The 16471-nt window shown below is 72.6% G+C and carries 16 protein-coding genes; 7 read left to right on the top strand and 9 right to left on the bottom strand.

Annotation, left to right across the window (positions count from 1 at the left end; genetic code table 11):
* Positions 1-52: 52 nt before the first annotated feature.
* The gene (locus tag O7608_RS17985; protein WP_289205683.1) at positions 53-1798 is read right to left on the bottom strand and encodes a PucR family transcriptional regulator; all 1746 of its coding nucleotides are present in this window, start codon (positions 1796-1798) and stop codon (positions 53-55) included.
* Positions 1799-1838: 40 nt separating this feature from the next.
* Here O7608_RS17985 and O7608_RS17980 point away from each other — a divergent pair, with 40 nt between their 5' ends.
* On the top strand, positions 1839-2645 hold the full coding sequence (locus O7608_RS17980; protein WP_289205682.1) for a TrmH family RNA methyltransferase: 807 nt from the start codon (positions 1839-1841) through the stop codon (positions 2643-2645).
* Positions 2646-2687: 42 nt separating this feature from the next.
* On the opposite strand, the gene O7608_RS17975 is transcribed toward O7608_RS17980, so the two are convergent.
* From O7608_RS17975 to O7608_RS17965, 3 genes are all read right to left on the bottom strand, one after another.
* The gene (locus O7608_RS17975) at positions 2688-3443 is read right to left on the bottom strand and encodes a hypothetical protein (protein ID WP_289205681.1); all 756 of its coding nucleotides are present in this window, start codon (positions 3441-3443) and stop codon (positions 2688-2690) included.
* A gap of 135 nt (positions 3444-3578) precedes the next feature.
* Complete coding sequence (locus tag O7608_RS17970) at positions 3579-4700, bottom strand: SPFH domain-containing protein (RefSeq protein ID WP_289205680.1); 1122 nt, start codon at positions 4698-4700, stop codon at positions 3579-3581.
* Between the two features lie 33 nt (positions 4701-4733).
* Positions 4734-5252 carry an NfeD family protein gene (locus tag O7608_RS17965; RefSeq protein WP_289205679.1) on the bottom strand — a complete coding sequence of 173 codons (519 nt, stop codon included), beginning with the start codon at positions 5250-5252 and terminating at the stop codon, positions 4734-4736.
* A 160-nt stretch (positions 5253-5412) separates the two neighbouring features.
* Between O7608_RS17965 and O7608_RS17960 the strand changes: the two genes are divergently transcribed.
* Positions 5413-6711, top strand: coding sequence for a serine hydrolase domain-containing protein (locus O7608_RS17960; protein WP_289210941.1), 1299 nt, complete (start codon positions 5413-5415; stop codon positions 6709-6711).
* A 36-nt stretch (positions 6712-6747) separates the two neighbouring features.
* Here the strand turns inward: O7608_RS17960 and O7608_RS17955 are convergent, their stop codons facing one another.
* Positions 6748-7572 (bottom strand): DUF3097 domain-containing protein, encoded by an 825-nt coding sequence (locus O7608_RS17955; RefSeq protein ID WP_289205678.1) that lies wholly within the window; start codon positions 7570-7572, stop codon positions 6748-6750.
* 140 nt (positions 7573-7712) lie between these two features.
* On the opposite strand from O7608_RS17955, the gene O7608_RS17950 reads away from it, so the two are divergent.
* Positions 7713-8504: an Rv1486c family protein gene (locus O7608_RS17950; RefSeq protein ID WP_289205677.1), complete on the top strand. Its 792-nt coding sequence runs from the start codon at positions 7713-7715 to the stop codon at positions 8502-8504.
* A gap of 112 nt (positions 8505-8616) precedes the next feature.
* On the opposite strand, the gene O7608_RS17945 is transcribed toward O7608_RS17950, so the two are convergent.
* The 4 genes from O7608_RS17945 to O7608_RS17930 all read right to left on the bottom strand — a co-directional run bounded on the left by O7608_RS17945 (position 8617) and on the right by O7608_RS17930 (position 12093).
* Positions 8617-9453: an HAD-IIA family hydrolase gene (locus O7608_RS17945; protein ID WP_421361565.1), complete on the bottom strand. Its 837-nt coding sequence runs from the start codon at positions 9451-9453 to the stop codon at positions 8617-8619.
* Positions 9393-10433 carry a ferrochelatase gene (locus tag O7608_RS17940; protein ID WP_289205676.1) on the bottom strand — a complete coding sequence of 347 codons (1041 nt, stop codon included), beginning with the start codon at positions 10431-10433 and terminating at the stop codon, positions 9393-9395. The genes O7608_RS17945 and O7608_RS17940 overlap by 61 nt, the downstream gene beginning before the upstream one ends.
* 74 nt (positions 10434-10507) lie before the next feature.
* Positions 10508-11275, bottom strand: a complete 768-nt coding sequence (gene fabI, locus O7608_RS17935; RefSeq protein ID WP_289205675.1) for an enoyl-ACP reductase FabI — start codon at positions 11273-11275, stop codon at positions 10508-10510.
* A gap of 110 nt (positions 11276-11385) precedes the next feature.
* Positions 11386-12093, bottom strand: a complete 708-nt coding sequence (locus tag O7608_RS17930; protein WP_289205674.1) for a beta-ketoacyl-ACP reductase — start codon at positions 12091-12093, stop codon at positions 11386-11388.
* Positions 12094-12218: 125 nt separating this feature from the next.
* Between O7608_RS17930 and O7608_RS17925 the strand changes: the two genes are divergently transcribed.
* The 4 genes from O7608_RS17925 (at position 12219) to O7608_RS17910 (ending at position 16424) form a co-directional block, all read left to right on the top strand.
* Positions 12219-13529: a sensor histidine kinase gene (locus tag O7608_RS17925; protein ID WP_289205673.1), complete on the top strand. Its 1311-nt coding sequence runs from the start codon at positions 12219-12221 to the stop codon at positions 13527-13529.
* 26 nt (positions 13530-13555) lie between these two features.
* A complete protein-coding gene (locus O7608_RS17920) occupies positions 13556-14221 on the top strand; it encodes a response regulator (protein ID WP_289205672.1) in 666 nt (221 codons plus the stop codon).
* A 74-nt stretch (positions 14222-14295) separates the two neighbouring features.
* Positions 14296-15129 (top strand): alpha/beta hydrolase, encoded by an 834-nt coding sequence (locus O7608_RS17915; protein ID WP_289205671.1) that lies wholly within the window; start codon positions 14296-14298, stop codon positions 15127-15129.
* The gene (locus O7608_RS17910) at positions 15126-16424 is read left to right on the top strand and encodes an acyltransferase family protein (RefSeq protein WP_289205670.1); all 1299 of its coding nucleotides are present in this window, start codon (positions 15126-15128) and stop codon (positions 16422-16424) included. The genes O7608_RS17915 and O7608_RS17910 overlap by 4 nt, the downstream gene beginning before the upstream one ends.
* Positions 16425-16471 lie beyond the last annotated feature (47 nt).

The raw sequence follows: 16471 nt of genomic DNA, 5'->3' as shown, positions 1-16471 counted from the left end.
TCCCGGACGGGTAGGACCTTCGGCCCGGATCAGGCCGACCGGCGGACCAGGGTCAGACCAGCGGGCGCGCCTGGACCGCCTCCCACGCCAGCAACGCCACGTGCAGCGACAGGCACACCTGCACCGACTCCAGGTCGGCGTCGAGAATCCGCCCCAGCCGGGTCAACCGTTCATAGAAGGCCGGCCGGGACAGGTGCACCGCCGCAGCCGCCGCCGACTTGTTGCGGCCATGCTCCAGGTACGCGCGCAACGTCGCCAGCAGCTGCTCCCGAGGATGCCGCGCCTCGTACGCCAGCAGCGCACCCAGCTCCCGCTCGACGAACACCTGCAATCGGGGTTCCTCCCGCAACAGGTGCAGCAGCCCGGCAAGGCCGACGTCCGGCAGCCGCAGCACCTGGTCGGCCCGCCGGTCCCGCCGCCCCGCCTCGGCCACCTGCCGGGCCTCCACCAACGTACGGCGGGCCTCCCGGATGCCGTCGACCCCGCTGCCGGCCGCCACCACCACCGGCGCCGGCTCCGAACGGCGCAACCGGCGCAACGCCCCCAGGAAGTCGTCCAGCGCGGTGTCGGCGAGCGCTGCCGTGCGTACCGCCAGCAGCACGCCGACGGCGTGGTCGTCCAACGGGCTGGTCAGCCCGGCCAGCCCGGCCTCGCGCACCGCGAGGCCGACCGACTCGGCGAGGTCACGCAGCCGGGCCTGGACCGCCTCGGCGGCGGCGACCGACGCCGGTCTGGCGACGAGCCCCGACCCCGACCCGGCGCCCGCGACCGACCCGGCGGCCGGGTCGGGGTCACGGAACCGGACGACCAGCCCGACCAGGTGACGGCGGTCCAGGTCGACGCCGAGCGCCCGGGCCCGTACGGCCACCTCGTCGGCCGGCTGCGAGCCGTCCAGCAGGGCGGTCAGCAACGTACGGTGGATCTGCCGCTCCAGACCGTCGGCGTCGCGGCGGATCAGCCGCCCCAACGCCAACGTCGACGCCGCCCGCTCCAGCAGGATGGACAGCCGCGTCGGCGGCCCACCAGCCCCGGCGGGCCAGCTTGCCCCGTCCGGCCCGCCAGCTGCGTCCGGGCCCGTGCCGGGACAGCGCAGCAGCAGCCGACCCCAGTCCTGACCCCGCGCGCCGACCATGGTCACCAGCCAGCCGGTGTCGGCGTGGTACGCCGTCCGCCCCGCCGGCTGGATCCGCCGCGAATGCTGCTCCCAGCCGTCGAGCAGCAACCGGGCGTTCTCCCCCGCGCTGTGGTACGCCAGCACCCGCCGGGCCAGGTTCTCCAGCACCACCGGGGCACCGGCCAGCTCCGCCGCCTGCCGGACCACCTCGGCGGCCTCCGCGCCCTCGACCGACAGTTCGGTGAACCGCTGGTGGATCTCCTCGGTGGCCCGCAGCTGCGCCAACTGGGCATCCACGATCAGCGCGTGCACCGCCTCGGTGATCAGCACGAACGGCGTCGCCCGGCGCAGCTCGACCAGTGGCAGCCCGTGCCGTGCGGCAGCGGCGACCATCACCTTGGGCACCCCACCGTGGTAGCGGCGCCCCAGCTCGACCACCAGTCCGGCGACGCCGACCTCGGCCAGCTCGGCGACGAAGGCGCGCAGCCCCGCGTCGTCGGCCGGCAACCCGATACCGGTGGTGAGCACCAGCTCACCACCGCGCAACAGGCTGGCGATGTCCGGCACCTCGGTCACGTGCACCCAACGGACCAGCCGGTTCAGGCGTTCCTCGGCCGCCACCACCCGGGGGCCGCCGTGCCGGACCGGTTCCAGAGCCAGCACCTCGCCGACGGTAGGGAACACCCGCACGACGGTACCTGGGGCACCGGGCACAATCTCCGGTGTGCCAGTTGCGGAGATCACCGACGCCGACGACGACCGGATAGCCGACTACCGGGCGCTGACCGACGTCGAGCTGCGGACCCGGTGGGAGCCGCCGAGCGGACTGTTCATCGCCGAAGGCGAACTGGTCCTCGGGCGGGCCCTGCGGGCCGGATACCGACCACGGTCGGTGCTGGTCGACGCCAAGCGCCTCGACCAGCTGGCCGAACTGCCGGAGGAGACGCCGGTCTACGCGGCGACCCCGGCGGTGCTGGAGTCGATCACCGGTTTCCACGTGCACCGGGGGGTGCTGGCCTCGTTCCACCGCCGTCCGCTGCCCACGCTCGACGAGATGCTCGCCGCTGCCCGCCGGCTGGTGGTCTGTGAAGGCATCAACACGCACACCAACCTCGGCGCGTTGTTCCGCAGCGCGGCGGCGCTCGGGATGGACGCGGTGGTGCTCTCCCCGACCTGCGCGGATCCGCTGTACCGGCGGTCGGTTCGGGTCAGCATGGGTGAGGTCTTCGCGGTGCCGTACGCCCGGGCGACAGCCTGGCCGGCGGCTCTGGCCACCATCCGTACCGCCGGGTTCCACCTGCTCGCGATGACGCCGGCACCTGACGCGGTGGCGGTGCAGCGGCTCGACGCCGCCGCGCGGGCCCGCCCGGCCCTGCTGCTCGGCGCGGAAGGGCCGGGGCTGAGTACGGCGGCGATCCAGGCCGCCGACGTACGGGTGGCCGTGCCGATGCGGCGCGGAGTCGACTCGCTCAACGTGGCCACGGCGGCGGCAGTGGCGTTCTGGGAGCTGTGCCGCGACGACCCGCCCTGACCGACCCGCCCTGACCGACTCCTCTGACCGGTCCCCGGGCGGTCAGTCCCGGGCCGGCGCGCTCGGGGCCGCCTGCACGCTCGGCACCATCCGCCCGGCCGACCAGGCCAGACCGATGCCGGCGGTCAACGCGAAGACCGCTCCGACGGTCTGCAGCGGGCCGGAGAACAGCCCGATGAAGCCGAGCAGCGGCGACGCCACGATCAGCAGCCAGCCGTCGAGCCGGTTGAACAGCTCCGACCGCAGTACGGCGGCGCCGGCCAGGAACCAGCCCAGGCTGTAGAGCGCGGCGCCGACCAGGGCCAGCGACCGGGCCGAGGTGCCGTAGACCACGGTGCCGTCGGGCAGTCCGGCGAACGGGACCATCAGCGCCGCGCCGGCCAGCCCGGTCAGCAGCGCGGCCACCGCCGTGCCACGGCTGCGGGCCGCGGCGTGGATGCCGGCGATCGCGACGAGCGCGACCAGGCCGAGCCAGCTCGCCACCACCCAGGCGATCAGGTACGCGGGTCGCCCGTCGACCAGGTCCGGGGCCGGGTTGCCGCCACGTAGGCCGCTGAGGCTGCTCACCGCGAAGGCGACGGCGTACAGCGGCAACGCCCAGATGGCCACCCGGGTGAACCGGCGTACCGACCAGGCCCAGGCGGCGTTGGTGGCCGGCCCGGCGGGCGCGTGCTCCGGTGCGGCGGCCGCGACCACGGCGATCCCGGCGTCGCTGCGGGAGACGACCCGCATCGGTCCCGACCGGTTGGCCGCGGCGGCACTGGTCCGTGGTCGGGTGTTCCTGACGGCGCGCGTCATGGTGTCGTCGTCCTCCCGCGCTGCCGGGGCCCGTGCGGGCCTCGGCATGATCGGCACTGACGGCCTGATCGTGTCAGCCACGCCGGTCATGTATGTGGGAGTTGTTCGGATTTCCACCGGTCGGCGCGCACCAGTTCAGCCGCGTTCGGCCTCCGGCCGGGCGCGGCTGGCGTCGAACTGGTCGAGCAGTTCGGATGCGGGCACCGGCTCCGGCGCGGGCAGCCCGGCCGGTCGGGCGGTACCCCCGCTGCTGACCTGCTCGGCGGCGCGGACCTCGTCGTTGACCCGCTGCGCCTCGGCGGCCGCCGCCTCGGCCGCCTCGGCGGCCTCCCGCTCCACGGCGGAGGAGTCGACCTGCTGCGACGGCGCGTCGCCGACCATCTGACTGAGCCCGCCGAGCGCACCACCGAGGCCTTCGAGCGCCTTGGTCAGCTCGGCCGGCACGATCCACACCTTGTTGGCCTGGCCGTTGGCGATCTGCGGCAACGCCTGCAGGTACTGGTAGGCGAGCACCTTCTGACTCGGGTTCGCCTGGTGGATGGCGTCGAAGACGGTACGGATCGCCTTGGCCTGCCCCTCGGCCTGCAGGATCCGGGCCTGCCGGTCACCGTCGGCGCGCAGCACCGAGGCCTGCTTCTCGCCCTCCGCGGAGAGGATCTGCGACTGCTTGTGTCCCTCGGCGGTGAGAATCGCGGCGCGGCGGTCCCGCTCGGCGCGCATCTGCTTCTCCATCGAGTCGCGGATGCTCGGCGGCGGCTCGATCGCCTTGATCTCCACCCGGGTGACCTTGATGCCCCACCGGCCGGTGGTCTCGTCGAGGACCCCGGACAGATGCCGGTTGATCTCCTCCCGGCTCGTCAGGGCCCGCTCCAGGTCGAGCGAACCGATCACGTTGCGCAACGTGGTGACGGTGAGCTGCTCGATGGCCTGCAGGAAGTTGGCGATCTCGTAGGTGGCGGCGCGCGGCTCGACCACCTTGAAGTACAGGACAGTGTCGATCGACACCACCAGGTTGTCGGAGGTGATCACCGGCTGCGGCGGGAAGCTGACCACCTGCTCGCGCATGTCGACCTTGGCGCGGACCGTGTCGACGAACGGGACCAGCAGGTTCAGACCGGGTGTCATGGTGCGTTGGTAACGCCCGAGGCGTTCGACCACGTCCATCCGCTGTTGTGGCACGATCCGGACGGCCCGGATCAGCGTGACAACTGTGATCAGGGCGATTGCCCCGACCAGTACCGCGATCGCTATGTCCATCGTCGCTCACCCTCTTCGGTGGAGGTGGTTCCGCTACCGCAGGTCACCGCCAGTGACGTCGTCGCCGGTGGCGTCACCGCCGACGACGTCGCCGCTGATGACGTCGTCGCTGATGACGTCGTCGCGCCAGACCAGGGCGGTGACGCCCTTGACCTCGATGACCCGTACCCGTTGTCCGGGAGTGAAGACCCCGATCCCGTCGTAGGACCGGGCGCTCCACAGCTCTCCGTCGATCTTGACCTGGCCGCCGTCGGCGTCGACGCGCTCCAGCACCAGCGCGGTGGCGCCCTCGATCGCCGCGACCCCGAACGGTTCCTCGCCGCTGGTCAGCGCCGCCGTGCGGTGCCGCTGGATGACCGGCCGGACGGCGAGCACGGTCAACGCGGAGACCGCGGCGAAGACCAGGGCCTGTACGGCGACCGGTGCCCCCAGGGCCGCCGCGACCGCCGCCGCGAACGCGCCGGCGGCGAACATGACGAGGAACAGCGTCGCGGTGAACAACTCCGCGATCGCGAGCACGACGCCCAATACGATCCACAGGACGGGTTCCACATACCGATCGTGACATGTATGCGCACCAGCGGCGACCACAGAACCGACATATCGGGCATATTTCGAGCAGGGTCACCCGGGGGCGACGCACCGCTGTCAGGTCACCACGTACAGGAGTGTTGTGAGCGTGTCCGCGTCCCTCTCCCCCGGCACCATCAGCATGATCGACACCGCAGTCGCCGAGCTCCAGTCGTACGGCCGAGCGCCCTCCGTCGCCCTCGGCGTGCTCCGGGACCGGCAACTGGCGCATGTCTCGTCCGCCGGTGAGCACCCCTCACCCCACCCCGACCTGCAGTACCGGATCGGCTCGATCACCAAGACCTTCACCGCCACCCTGGTGCTGCGGCTGCGCGACGCCGGCCGGCTCGACCTCGACGACCGGCTCCGCGACCACCTGCCCGACGCCCCGTTCGAGCGGATCACCCTGCGCCAACTTCTCGGCCACGCCGCCGGCCTGCAACGCGAACCGGACAGCGACGGCTGGTGGGAACGCACCACCGGCACGGATGTCGCCACCCTGCTGGCCGGGCTCGGACCGGACAAGGTGGCCTTTCCGCCGCACCGCACGTACCACTACTCGAACCTGGCGTACGGGCTGCTCGGCGCCGCCCTGCACCGGATCACCGGTACGCCGTGGAGCGAACTGGTCGCCACCGACCTTCTCGGCCCGCTCGGCATGACCCGCACCACCTACCATCCCACCGCCCCGTACGCCGCCGGCTACGTGGTGCACCCGTGGCACGGCACGCTGCGCGAGGAGCCCCGTACCGACACCGGGGCGATGGCCCCCGCCGGCCAACTCTGGTCCACCGTCGCCGACCTGAGCCGGTGGGCGGCGTTCCTCGCCGACCCGGACCCGGCGGTGCTCGACCCCGCCACGATGGCGGAGATGTGCCTGCCGGTCGCGATCAACGACCCGCAGCGGTGGACCGGCGGCCACGGGCTCGGCCCCGAGCTGTACCGGGTCGGGGAGCGGGTCTTCGCCGGCCACGGCGGTTCGATGCCCGGCTACGTGGCGCTGCTCGCTGTGGACCGCGACACCGGCACCGGTGTAATCGCCTTCGCCAACTCGTACGGTTTCGCCCAGGGCACCATCCGTGAGCTGGGGCTGCGGGTGCTGGCCGGGGTGCTCGACCGGGAACCGCCCGCGCCGCGTCCGTGGCGGCCGGGCACCCTGCCGCCGCCGGACATCGACGCGATCTGCGGCCGGTGGTGGTGGATGGGGCGGGAGATGCAGGTCTCCTGGGACGCTGACGCCGCCGAACTCGTCCTCGCCCTGCTCGGGCCGGTGCAGCCGGTGACGTCACGGTTCGCCGCGGCGGGCGTGGACCGCTGGCAGGGCCGCAGCGGTGCCCAGCAGGGCGAGATCCTCACCGTACGGCGTGGACCGACCGGCACCCCGACGGCGCTGGACCTGGCCACCTTCATTCTCACCCGCGACCCGGACGACCTCGGCTGACCGGCCCACGGCGCACTACCGCGACGGGCGGACGGCTCACTGCGGCGGTACGGTCACGAAGTCGATCAGCCGCTCCATCGCGTTGATCAACGGTGTCTCCACGTCCTGGTAGCTGCGCACCGCGCCGAGGATCCGCCGCCACATCTGCGCCGGCTCGGCCACCCCGACCGCCGCGCAGACACCTTCCTTCCACGGCTGGCCGGGCGGGATCTGCGGCCACTGCCGCAACCCGACCCGGTCTGGTCTGACCGCCTGCCAGACGTCCACGTACGGATGCCCGGTCACCAGCACGTACGGCGAGGTGACCGCCGCGACCAGGCGGCTCTCCTTTGAACCGGGCACCAGATGGTCGACCAGGACCCCGAGGCGCCGCTGCGGCCCCGGCGCGAACGCCGCAACCTCGGTGGCGAGGGCGTCGATGCCGTCGAGCGGCTCGACCACCACACCTTCGATCCGCAGGTCGTCGCCCCAGATCCGCTCCACCAGGGCCGCGTCGTGCACCCCTTCGACCCAGATCCGGCTGGCCTTCGCGACCTGGGCCGGCCGGGGACCGACCGCGATCGACCCGGAGGCGGTGCGCTGGCGCTGCCGGGGCGTGGCGGCGGGCCGGTCCGGCCGGCGCAACGTCACCGGCTGGCCGTCGAGCAGGAACGCCGCCGCCTCGAGCGGAAAGTGCCGCCGCCGGCCGTGCCGGTCCTCCAGGGTCACCGCACCGGACTCGAAACCCACCACCGCTCCGCAGAAGCCGGAGTCGACGTCCTCGACCACCAGGTCCAACTCCGCGTCGAGGACGGGAACGGTGCGCCGCCGGCGCCAGTTGCCCGCCAGGACGTCGTCTCCGTACCGCCGGTCGCCACCCATCGCGGCAGGCTAACCCCGCCGGACCGGGCCGGGCACGACGACGCGCCGCAAAGGTCTGCCGCCAGGCACGACGACGCCACACGGGGTGCGGCACCAGCGGAGTCGAGACAACCGGGGCGACGGCACGTACCCTAGCCTGCATGTCCCCCGCAGTAGGCGCGGCCACCCTCGGGGCGCGCCGGTCCAGCCGATTCGTGGCCTGGGTCCGCGCGTGGCGCGCCGGGCTGGTGCCGTACGACGAGATCGCCGACGAGATAGCCGGCGACGAGGAGCATCTGGTCGCCGACGCGCCCGGAGCCTGGACCGACCTGCCGTTGCGTGACGCGCTGCCCTGTTTCGCGAAGCTGGCACCGGACGAGATCCGGTTGGTCCTGCCGGCCCCTGGCGACCCGCGCGGGCTGCCCGGCCCCGGCGCGTTCACCGGCGCGGCGCTGCTGGCCGGTGAAGCCGTGGTGGCCCGGGGCCTGGGTGTCATCCCAGAGGTCCGCAGCCACACCTCCGGGTCGGGGGTGACCTTCGAGACGGTGCTCTGGCGGGTCTACCCGCTGCCCGACGAGTTGCCCGGCGGCGGGCGCACGGAGCCGGGACCGGCCGAGGCGGAGGCCGACCTGTCCGCCACCCTCGCCGAGGCGACCACCGCGTTGACCCGGCTGGACATCGCCCACTGGCGACCCGAGCTGGCCGGCGCGTTGGCCGCGCTGCGCAGGCCCGACGGTGGCATGGACCTGCCACCTGGATTCGACCCTCGGGCCCGCCGATTGTTCGCCCGCGCCAGTGTGCTGGACGGGGTGCTGGCGTTGGCCGAGCACGCGGCTCCCGGCGGCGCGGTCAACGGCTACGAGGCGCAGCAGCGGGATGCCGCGCTGCGACCCCTCACCGCCGCCTGCCGGCGGGCGCTGGTCGCCGCCTGCAACGCCCCGCTACGCCCCTGACCCCCGCGACGCCCCTGACCCCCGCGACGATCTTGCAGTTATCGAGACGATTTGTCCACTTTGTCCGACGATAAGCGCAAGATCGTCGCGATCAGGTGAGGGCGGGTGGTGCTCAGACCTCGTCGATCAGGTCGGCCACCGACGGGACGATCCGCGACGGACGGTACGGGTACCGGTCGATGTCGGCCCGGTTGCTGATACCGGTGAGCACCAGGATCGTCTGCAGACCGGCCTCCAGCCCGCAGAGTACGTCGGTGTCCATCCGGTCACCGATCATCGCGGTGCTCTCCGAGTGCGCGTCGATCGTGTTCAACGCCGACCGCATCATCATCGGGTTCGGCTTGCCGACGAAGTACGGCTCCACCCCGGTCGCCTTCGAGATCATCGCCGCAACCGAACCGGCCGCGGGCAGGGCACCCTCGGTCGACGGCCCGGTCGGATCCGGGTTGGTGCAGATGAACCGGGCCCCGTCGTTGATCAGCCGGACCGCCTTCGTGATCGCCTCGAAGCTGTAGGTCCGGGTCTCCCCGAGTACGACGTAGTCCGGGGCGTAGTCACTCAGGATGTAACCGACCGCGTGCATCGCCGTGGTCAGACCGGCTTCGCCGATCACGTACGCGGTGCCGCCCGGCCGCTGGTCGGCCAGGAACTGCGCGGTCGCCAACGCCGCCGTCCAGATCGCCTGCTCGGGCACGTCGAAACCCATCCGGGTGAGCCGGGCCTGCAGGTCACGCGGGGTGTAGATGGAGTTGTTCGTCAACACCAGGAACGGCTTGCCGGAGGCACGTAGCCGGTTGATGAACTCCGGTGCGCCGGGGACCGGCTGGCCTTCGTGCACCAGCACGCCGTCCATGTCGGTCAGCCAGCTCTCGACGGGTTTGCGGTCGGTCACGACGGTCTCCGGGGGGTGGTCGCGGGAGTGCAGCAGTTCACCGGGCAGGTGTCCCAGACCGGCAGCGTACCCAGCCGCTGCCGGGTCACCGTACCGTCCGGGCTCAGCCGTTCGCGCACCAGATCACGCACCATGGACACGAACGCCGGATGGGTCTCGGGCGTGCCGGCCCGCACGTACGTCAACCCGAGCTCCTTGGCGGTCGCCGCCGCCTCGGTGTCCAGGTCCCAGACCACTTCGAGATGGTCGGAGACGAACCCGACCGGGCTGACCACCACGGCGGTGACACCCTGCCCGGCCAGGTCACGCAGGTGGTCGTTGACGTCCGGCTCCAGCCACGGCACCTGCGGTGGCCCGGATCGGCTCTGCCAGACCAGGTCGTACGGCAGGTCGGGGGCCGCCTCGGCGGCGACCAGCCGGGCGGTCTCGGCCAGCTGGGCCTGGTAGCGCCCACCGTCCGGCCCTGCCGCCGCGGCCATCGAGGTCGGAATCGAGTGGGCGGTGAACACCAGCCGGGCGCGCTCGCGTACCGCCGGGTCGAGGGTGGCCAGCGCGGCCCGGACCGCTTCGGCGTGCGGCAGGACGAACCCGGGGTGGTCGTGGAACTGACGCAGCTTGTCGATCACCGGGGCGTCCGGGCCGACCGCCGCCCGGGCCGCCGCGATGTCCTCCCAGTACTGCCGACACGACGAGTAGCCGCCGTAGGCGCTGGTGGCGAAGGCGAGCGCGTGTCGCACCCCGTCGTCGCGCATCCGGGCCACCGTGTCGGCCAGCATCGGATGCCAGTTCCGGTTGCCCCAGTAGACCGGTAGGTCGATCCCGTGCGCGGCGAAGTCGGCCCGGATCCCGGCGAGCAGGTCCCGGCACTGCTGGTTGATCGGCGACACCCCGCCGAAGTGCTGGTAGTGCTCGGCGACTTCGGCGAGCCGCTCCGGCGGTACGTTGCGCCCCCGGGTGACGTTGTGCAGAAACGGCAACACGTCGTCGGGCCCTTCCGGGCCGCCGAACGACAGCAGGACCAACGCGTCGTACGCCATGACGCCATTGTTCCTGGTCCGAGGCGCGCCGTCGGCGGCGCACCCCGGATCGCTCCGCCGGTCAGCCTCGCCGGTCACGCCCCGACGGCGTGGAAACCTCCGTCGACGTGCACGATCTCGCCGGTGGTCGCCGGGAACCAGTCCGACAGCAGCGCCAGGCAGGCCCGCGCGGCCGGCTCCTGGTCGGTCAACTCCCAGCCCAACGGCGCCCGCTCGGTCCAGGCGTGTTCGAAGGCCTCGAAGCCAGGGATCGACTTGGCCGCCATCGTGCGCAGCGGCCCGGCGGAGACCAGGTTGCTGCGGATGCCCTTCGGCCCCAGGTGCAGCGCCAGGTAGCGGGAGGCGGACTCCAGGCCGGCCTTGGCCACGCCCATCCAGTCGTACACCGGCCAGGCCAGAGTGGCGTCGAAGGTGAGCCCGACGACCGCGCCACCCGGGCGCATCAGCGGCAGCGCCGCCATCGCCAACGACTTGTACGAGTAGGTGGAGACGTGCAGCGCGGTCGCCACGTCCTCCCAGGGCGCGTCGAGGAATCCACCGCCGAGGCAGCTCTGCGGGGCGAACCCGATCGAGTGCACCACCCCGTCGAGACCGTCGACGTGCTCGCGGACCCGGTCGGGCAGGGCGGCGAGATGGTCGGCGCTGGTCACGTCCAGTTCGATCACCGGGGCCTCGGCGGGCAGCCGCTTGGCGATCCGTTCGACCAGGGACATCCGGCCGAACCCGGTCAGCACGACGGTGGCGCCGTTCTCCTGGGCCAGTTTGGCCACCGAGAAGGCGATCGACTGGTCGGTGATGACACCGGTGACGAGCAGCCGCTTACCGGCCAGCAGTGCGGACACAGGGTTCTCCGTTCGATGGTCGATGCTCGATGGAGCCGGAAGGTGAAGCCGATGGAGCCGGAATGCGATGGGCGGAGCCGGCGAGGTTCGGGCTCAGCCCGACGGCGGCGTCAGTGGCCCATGCCGAGGCCACCGTCGACCGGGATGACCGCCCCGGAGATGTAACTGGCACCGTCGCCGGCGAGCCACGTCACCGCCGCGGCCACCTCGTCGGCGGTGGCGAACCGGCCCGCCGGGATCGCCTTGCGGTACTCGGCCTTGCGGTCCTCCGGCAACGCGGCGGTCATGTCGGTCTCCACGTAGCCTGGGGCGACCACGTTGGCGGTGATGTTGCGGGCACCCAGCTCTCGGGTGATCGACCGAGCCATGCCGACCAGTCCGGCCTTGCTGGCCGCGTAGTTGACCTGCCCGGGTGAGCCGAGCAGGCCGACCACCGACGAGATGAAGATCAGCCGGCCCCACCGGGCCCGCAGCATCTTCGTCGAGGCCCGCTTGGCGCACCGGTACGCACCGGTCAGATTGGTGTCCAGCACCGAGGTGAACTGCTCCTCGGACATCCGCAGCAGCAGCGTGTCGTCGGTGACGCCGGCGTTGGCGACCAGCACCTCGACCGGGCCGAGTTCGGCTTCGACCGCACTGAACGCCTGGTCGACGGAGTCGGCGTCGGTGACGTCGCAGCGGACGCCGAACAGGCCGGACTGCTCGTCGAAGCTCGACCGGTAGGTGACCGCGACCCGGTCGCCCTGCTTCGCGAACGCCTGCGCGATGGCCAGGCCGATTCCCCGGTTACCGCCGGTGACCAGTACGGTGCGCGCCACGTTCCCCCCTTGTCATGGATGATCCGGCTTGGAGACTAGGTGCTACCGCCGGGTAAGCAGTAACCCGGGGGTACTAGCCCCACGGTGTCATGACACCTGGTCGGTCCGGTCGTAGCCTCGCGGTGGTGACAGCGGTGAACGGCAGTGCGATCGGGCAGGTCCGGCAGACGTGGCGTCAGCTGATCTCCGGGCCGGACTATCCGCCGGCGCCCGCCACCACCCCACCCGGCCGGTGGCGGGTCGTCGGCCGGCGGCTCGCGTTCGCGCTGTTCCTCCTGCTCGGCGCCATCGCGGCGCTCGACCTGTACGAGGCCGACCACCTGCCCAAACCGCTCGGGCCGATCCTCGGCTTCGTCAGCGTCGCACCGGCAGCGCTCGCCTATCTCCGGCCGTTGCGGGCCTGGCAGATCGCGTTCCTGCTGCTGTTCCCCGGGATGGTCTGGTATCCGTTCGGATTCCCGTGGAGTCCGTTCCAGTTCCTGGCTCTGCTGTGCGTGCTGGCGGTGCTGGGCCTGCGAGCCGAGCTGCGGGTCTCGGCGACGGCCGGGGCGGTGACCGCACTGCCCGTACTCGTGTTCACCGGCTCGGACGGCAGTTATCTGCTGGTCGGACTCATCGCGCTGGTCATCGCGGTCGCCGACCAGGTACGCCGGCGGCGGGTCAGTCAGCACGCGCTGGCCAGCCAGACCGTCGTCACCCAGCAGGAGCGGCAGCGGCGGGCGGTGCTGGAGGAACGGGCCCGGATCGCCCGGGAGATGCACGACGTCGTCGCCCACCACATGTCGATGATCGCCGTGCAGGCGGAGACCGCGCCGTACCGGCTGGCCGGGCTGACCGCGCCGACCCACGACGAGTTCACCGCGATCGCCGGTGCCGCCCGCGCCGCGCTCGCCGACATGCGCCGGCTGCTCGGGGTGCTGCGCAGCGAGACGGAACGGGCCCAGCGCAGCCCACAACCTGGGCTGGCCGACGTCGCCGAGATGGTCGACTCCGCCCGCCGGGCCGGGCTCGACGTCGAGTTGGCGGCGGACCCGCACCTGGCCACGCTCGCCGTGGCCGAACCGGTCGGGTTGGCGGCCTACCGGATCGTGCAGGAGGCGTTGACCAACGCCGGCCGGCACGCACCCGGGGCGAAGGTCCGGGTCGAGCTGCGGACCACGGTCGCGCGTCTGGTGGTACGGGTCAGCAACGGGCCCGCTCAGCTGGCCGCCGGCCAGGAAGGCTCTACCGGGGGGCACGGGCTGATCGGGATGCGGGAACGGGCCGAGCTGCTGGGCGGTAGATTCTCCGCCGGTCCGGACGGCCGGTCCAGCTTCGTGGTCACCGCCTGGTTGCCGTACCGCCCGACCGACACCGCAGCCGGCGACACCACCGTCGACGGCGCCACCGGTGCTGACGCCGATGGCGGAGCCGACCCGGACCGGCCCACCGGGTAGCGTGCTGGCGACGAGCGAAGGACGACATGATCAAAGTGTTGATCGCCGACGACCAGGCGATGGTCCGGCAGGGTTTCGGTGCTCTGCTCGGTGCCCAACCGGACCTGGTGGTGGTCGGTGACGCCGCCAACGGCGCCGACGCGGTCAGCGCGGCCCGCCGCCTCGACCCCGACGTGGTCCTGATGGATGTCCGGATGCCGGTGCTGGACGGGATCGCTGCCACCCGCCAACTGCTCGACGGGCGGTCCCGCGAGGAACCGCCCCGGGTGCTGATCCTCACCACGTTCGACCTCGACGACTACGTCTACGAAGCACTGCGGGCCGGGGCCAGCGGCTTCCTGCTCAAGGACGCGCCGGCGGCCGACCTGGTCAACGCCGTACGGGTGGTGGCCGCCGGCGACGGGCTGTTGTCACCGTCGGTCACCCGCCGGCTGATCGCCGAGTTCGCCACGCGCCCCGGACAGCACCGTCCCCGCCCGGTGTCGCTGACCTCGCTGACCGACCGGGAGACCGAGGTGCTGCGGTTGATCGCCCGGGGCCGGTCCAACGGTGAGATCGCCGCCGACCTGGTCGTGGCCGAGCAGACGGTCAAGACCCACGTTGGACGGATCCTCAGCAAACTCGGTGTCCGGGACCGGGCACAGGCGGTCGTCGTCGCCTACGAGTCGGGTCTGGTCACCGCCGGCGAATAGCCCTCGGGTACGACGCCGAAGCTGGCTCCGTGGCACGACGCGGGTGACCACACCCCGACCGCAGGCTCGTCGGTATGCGTATCCGTCTGATCGCCCTCGCAACGATGTGCGGTGCCGCACTGGCCACCGCCCCGGCCGGGCAGACCGACCTGTGGCCGGACACCACCGGACGGCAGTTCCTCGAGTTCGACATCACCGGTGACGGCACCGCCGTCGAGGCCGTCGGCGACCTGTCGACCGCCCGGCGGATCGCGGTGCTGATCCCCGGAACGGACAACACCCTGGCCACGTTCGACCGGGGCCTCGGCGGCGTCACCCACCGTGCGCCGACGGTGCAGGCCCGGGTGCTGTACGGGGCGGCGCAGCAGCGCGAGACGCGTACCGCCGTCGTCGCCTGGCTCGGTTACGACCCGCCGGAGGGGTTCGGACCGGCGGCGCTGCGCTCCGACCGCGCCGAGGCCGGCGCGGCCGCGCTGGTCGGGTTCGTCGCCGAGTTGTGCCGGCGGCAACCGGAAGCAACCGTCGTGGTGGTCGGACACAGCTACGGCGCGATCGTGGCCGGGTTGGCCGCGCCACGGCTCGACGGCTGCGTCACCGACCTCGTCGCGCTCGGAGCTCCCGGGATGGGCCGGGAGCACGTCGCCGATCTCGGCACCCGCGCCGAGGTCTGGCACGCCACCGCCGTCGACGACTGGATCCGGCGGGTGCCGTCGGTACGGTGGGCCGGATTCGGGCACGGGACGCCTCCGGCGGGCCCGACGTTCGGGGCCCGGTCGTTGCCGACCGACGGCGTCGACGGCCACGACGGCTACCTGCGGCCCGGCAGCGGCACCCTGGACGCCCTCGCCGATCTGCTCGCCGACGACCCGACCCGGTCCGGCACGCGGCTCACGGCGGTGGCCCGATGAGCACGGCGCAGACGATGAAGCTGACGGTACCGCCGGAAGCCACCGCGCCGACGACGGTGCCAGCGGACCCGGCGCGGCCACTGCGGGAGCCGGTCGTCGATCTGGTCCGAGCGCTCGCCATCATCGGGATCGTCGCCGGCCACTGGTGGGTGACCGCCCTGGTGCTCACCGGCGACGGACTGCTGCACGTCGACAGTCCGTTGATCGACATGACCTGGCTGCATCCGCTGTCCTGGCTGCCGCAGACCCTGGGGCTGCTGTTCTTCGCCGCCGGATTCGCCGCCGCCCGCAGCAGCGGACCGCGCCCCGGCGGGGCGGACCGACCCGGCGGGCCCGAAGGGTCGAGCGGGCGCGGCTGGTCGAGCGGCGGATGGCTGCGTACGCTGCGCGGCCCGTTGCTGGGGTTCGCCGCCGGCCTGACACTCGCGCTGGTCGTCGGCTACCTCGCCGGTGCACCCACCGGCAGCCTGGTGACCGTCGCGAAGCTGGCGGTCAGTCCGTTGTGGTTCCTCGTCGTGCTGCTGTTCCTGCGGGCGCTGTGCGGCCCGCTGCTGCGCGGCATACGGCGCAGCCCGGAGCGGGCCTTCGTGACGGTCACGCCAGCCCTGACGGCGGCGGTCACCATCGTCGTCGCCGCCGACGCCGGTCACCTGCCGCCGATGCTGGCCGTCGTCGCCGCCTGGGTCCTGCCGTACCTCGCTGGCGGGCTGATGGCCGGGTACGGTCCGCCGCCGGCCCGGTACGCCGTCGGCCTGCTCGTCGGCGGGGTGGCGGTGCTACTCGCGCTGACCCTGGTCGGCGGGTACCCGACCAGTGCGGTGGGCCTGCCGGGGCAGGTCCGGTCGAACCTTGACCCGCCGTCGCTGGCGACCCTGGCCCTGGTCTGCGCGCAACTCGGGGCGGCGGCGCTGGCCCTGAGGTGCCTGCGGGGCCGGATCGACACCACCGCCCGGTGGTGGACGCCGGTCGCGGCGGTGAACCGGCACGCGATGGGCATCTACCTGTGGCACCAACCGGTGCTGCTGGCGACGACGTTCATCGCACTGTGGATCGCCGGCGGCACCGCCGTCGCCGGTCTGCACACCCCGCCGGACGATCCCGGCTGGCTCGCCGACCGGGCCGTCCACCTGCCGATTCTCGCGGTCGCACTGATCGTGCTGCTGCGGATTGTGCCACGACGCCGGCCTGGGTGTACGCTCTTGCCCGGTTCAACGCCCGGACGACCTGTGGAGGTGATCGCTGTGCGAGATAGCGATCCTCCGAGTCGCCGCCGGGTCACCGGTCGAGCGCGCTGACAGCAGCGCGGCTCCCGGTGCACCCGTGTGGTCCACCAGTGTCGCCC

It is taken from the genome of Solwaraspora sp. WMMA2056 (genome assembly GCF_030345095.1).
GTDB lineage: Bacteria > Actinomycetota > Actinomycetes > Mycobacteriales > Micromonosporaceae > Micromonospora_E.
This window is presented reverse-complemented; position numbering and strand designations above follow the sequence as displayed.

Excerpts from the sequence above, each read along its gene's own strand:
- O7608_RS17920 (WP_289205672.1), top strand. The coding sequence starts at position 13,556 with ATGATCAAAGTGTTGATCGCCGACGACCAGGCGATGGTCCGGCAGGGT.
- O7608_RS17915 (WP_289205671.1), top strand. The coding sequence starts at position 14,296 with ATGCGTATCCGTCTGATCGCCCTCGCAACGATGTGCGGTGCCGCACTG.
- O7608_RS17975 (WP_289205681.1), bottom strand. The coding sequence starts at position 3,443 with ATGACGCGCGCCGTCAGGAACACCCGACCACGGACCAGTGCCGCCGCG.
- O7608_RS17950 (WP_289205677.1), top strand. The coding sequence starts at position 7,713 with ATGTCCCCCGCAGTAGGCGCGGCCACCCTCGGGGCGCGCCGGTCCAGC.
- O7608_RS17955 (WP_289205678.1), bottom strand. The coding sequence starts at position 7,572 with ATGGGTGGCGACCGGCGGTACGGAGACGACGTCCTGGCGGGCAACTGG.
- O7608_RS17960 (WP_289210941.1), top strand. The coding sequence starts at position 5,413 with ATGATCGACACCGCAGTCGCCGAGCTCCAGTCGTACGGCCGAGCGCCC.
- O7608_RS17940 (WP_289205676.1), bottom strand. The coding sequence starts at position 10,433 with ATGGCGTACGACGCGTTGGTCCTGCTGTCGTTCGGCGGCCCGGAAGGG.
- O7608_RS17910 (WP_289205670.1), top strand. The coding sequence starts at position 15,126 with ATGAGCACGGCGCAGACGATGAAGCTGACGGTACCGCCGGAAGCCACC.
- O7608_RS17970 (WP_289205680.1), bottom strand. The coding sequence starts at position 4,700 with ATGGACATAGCGATCGCGGTACTGGTCGGGGCAATCGCCCTGATCACA.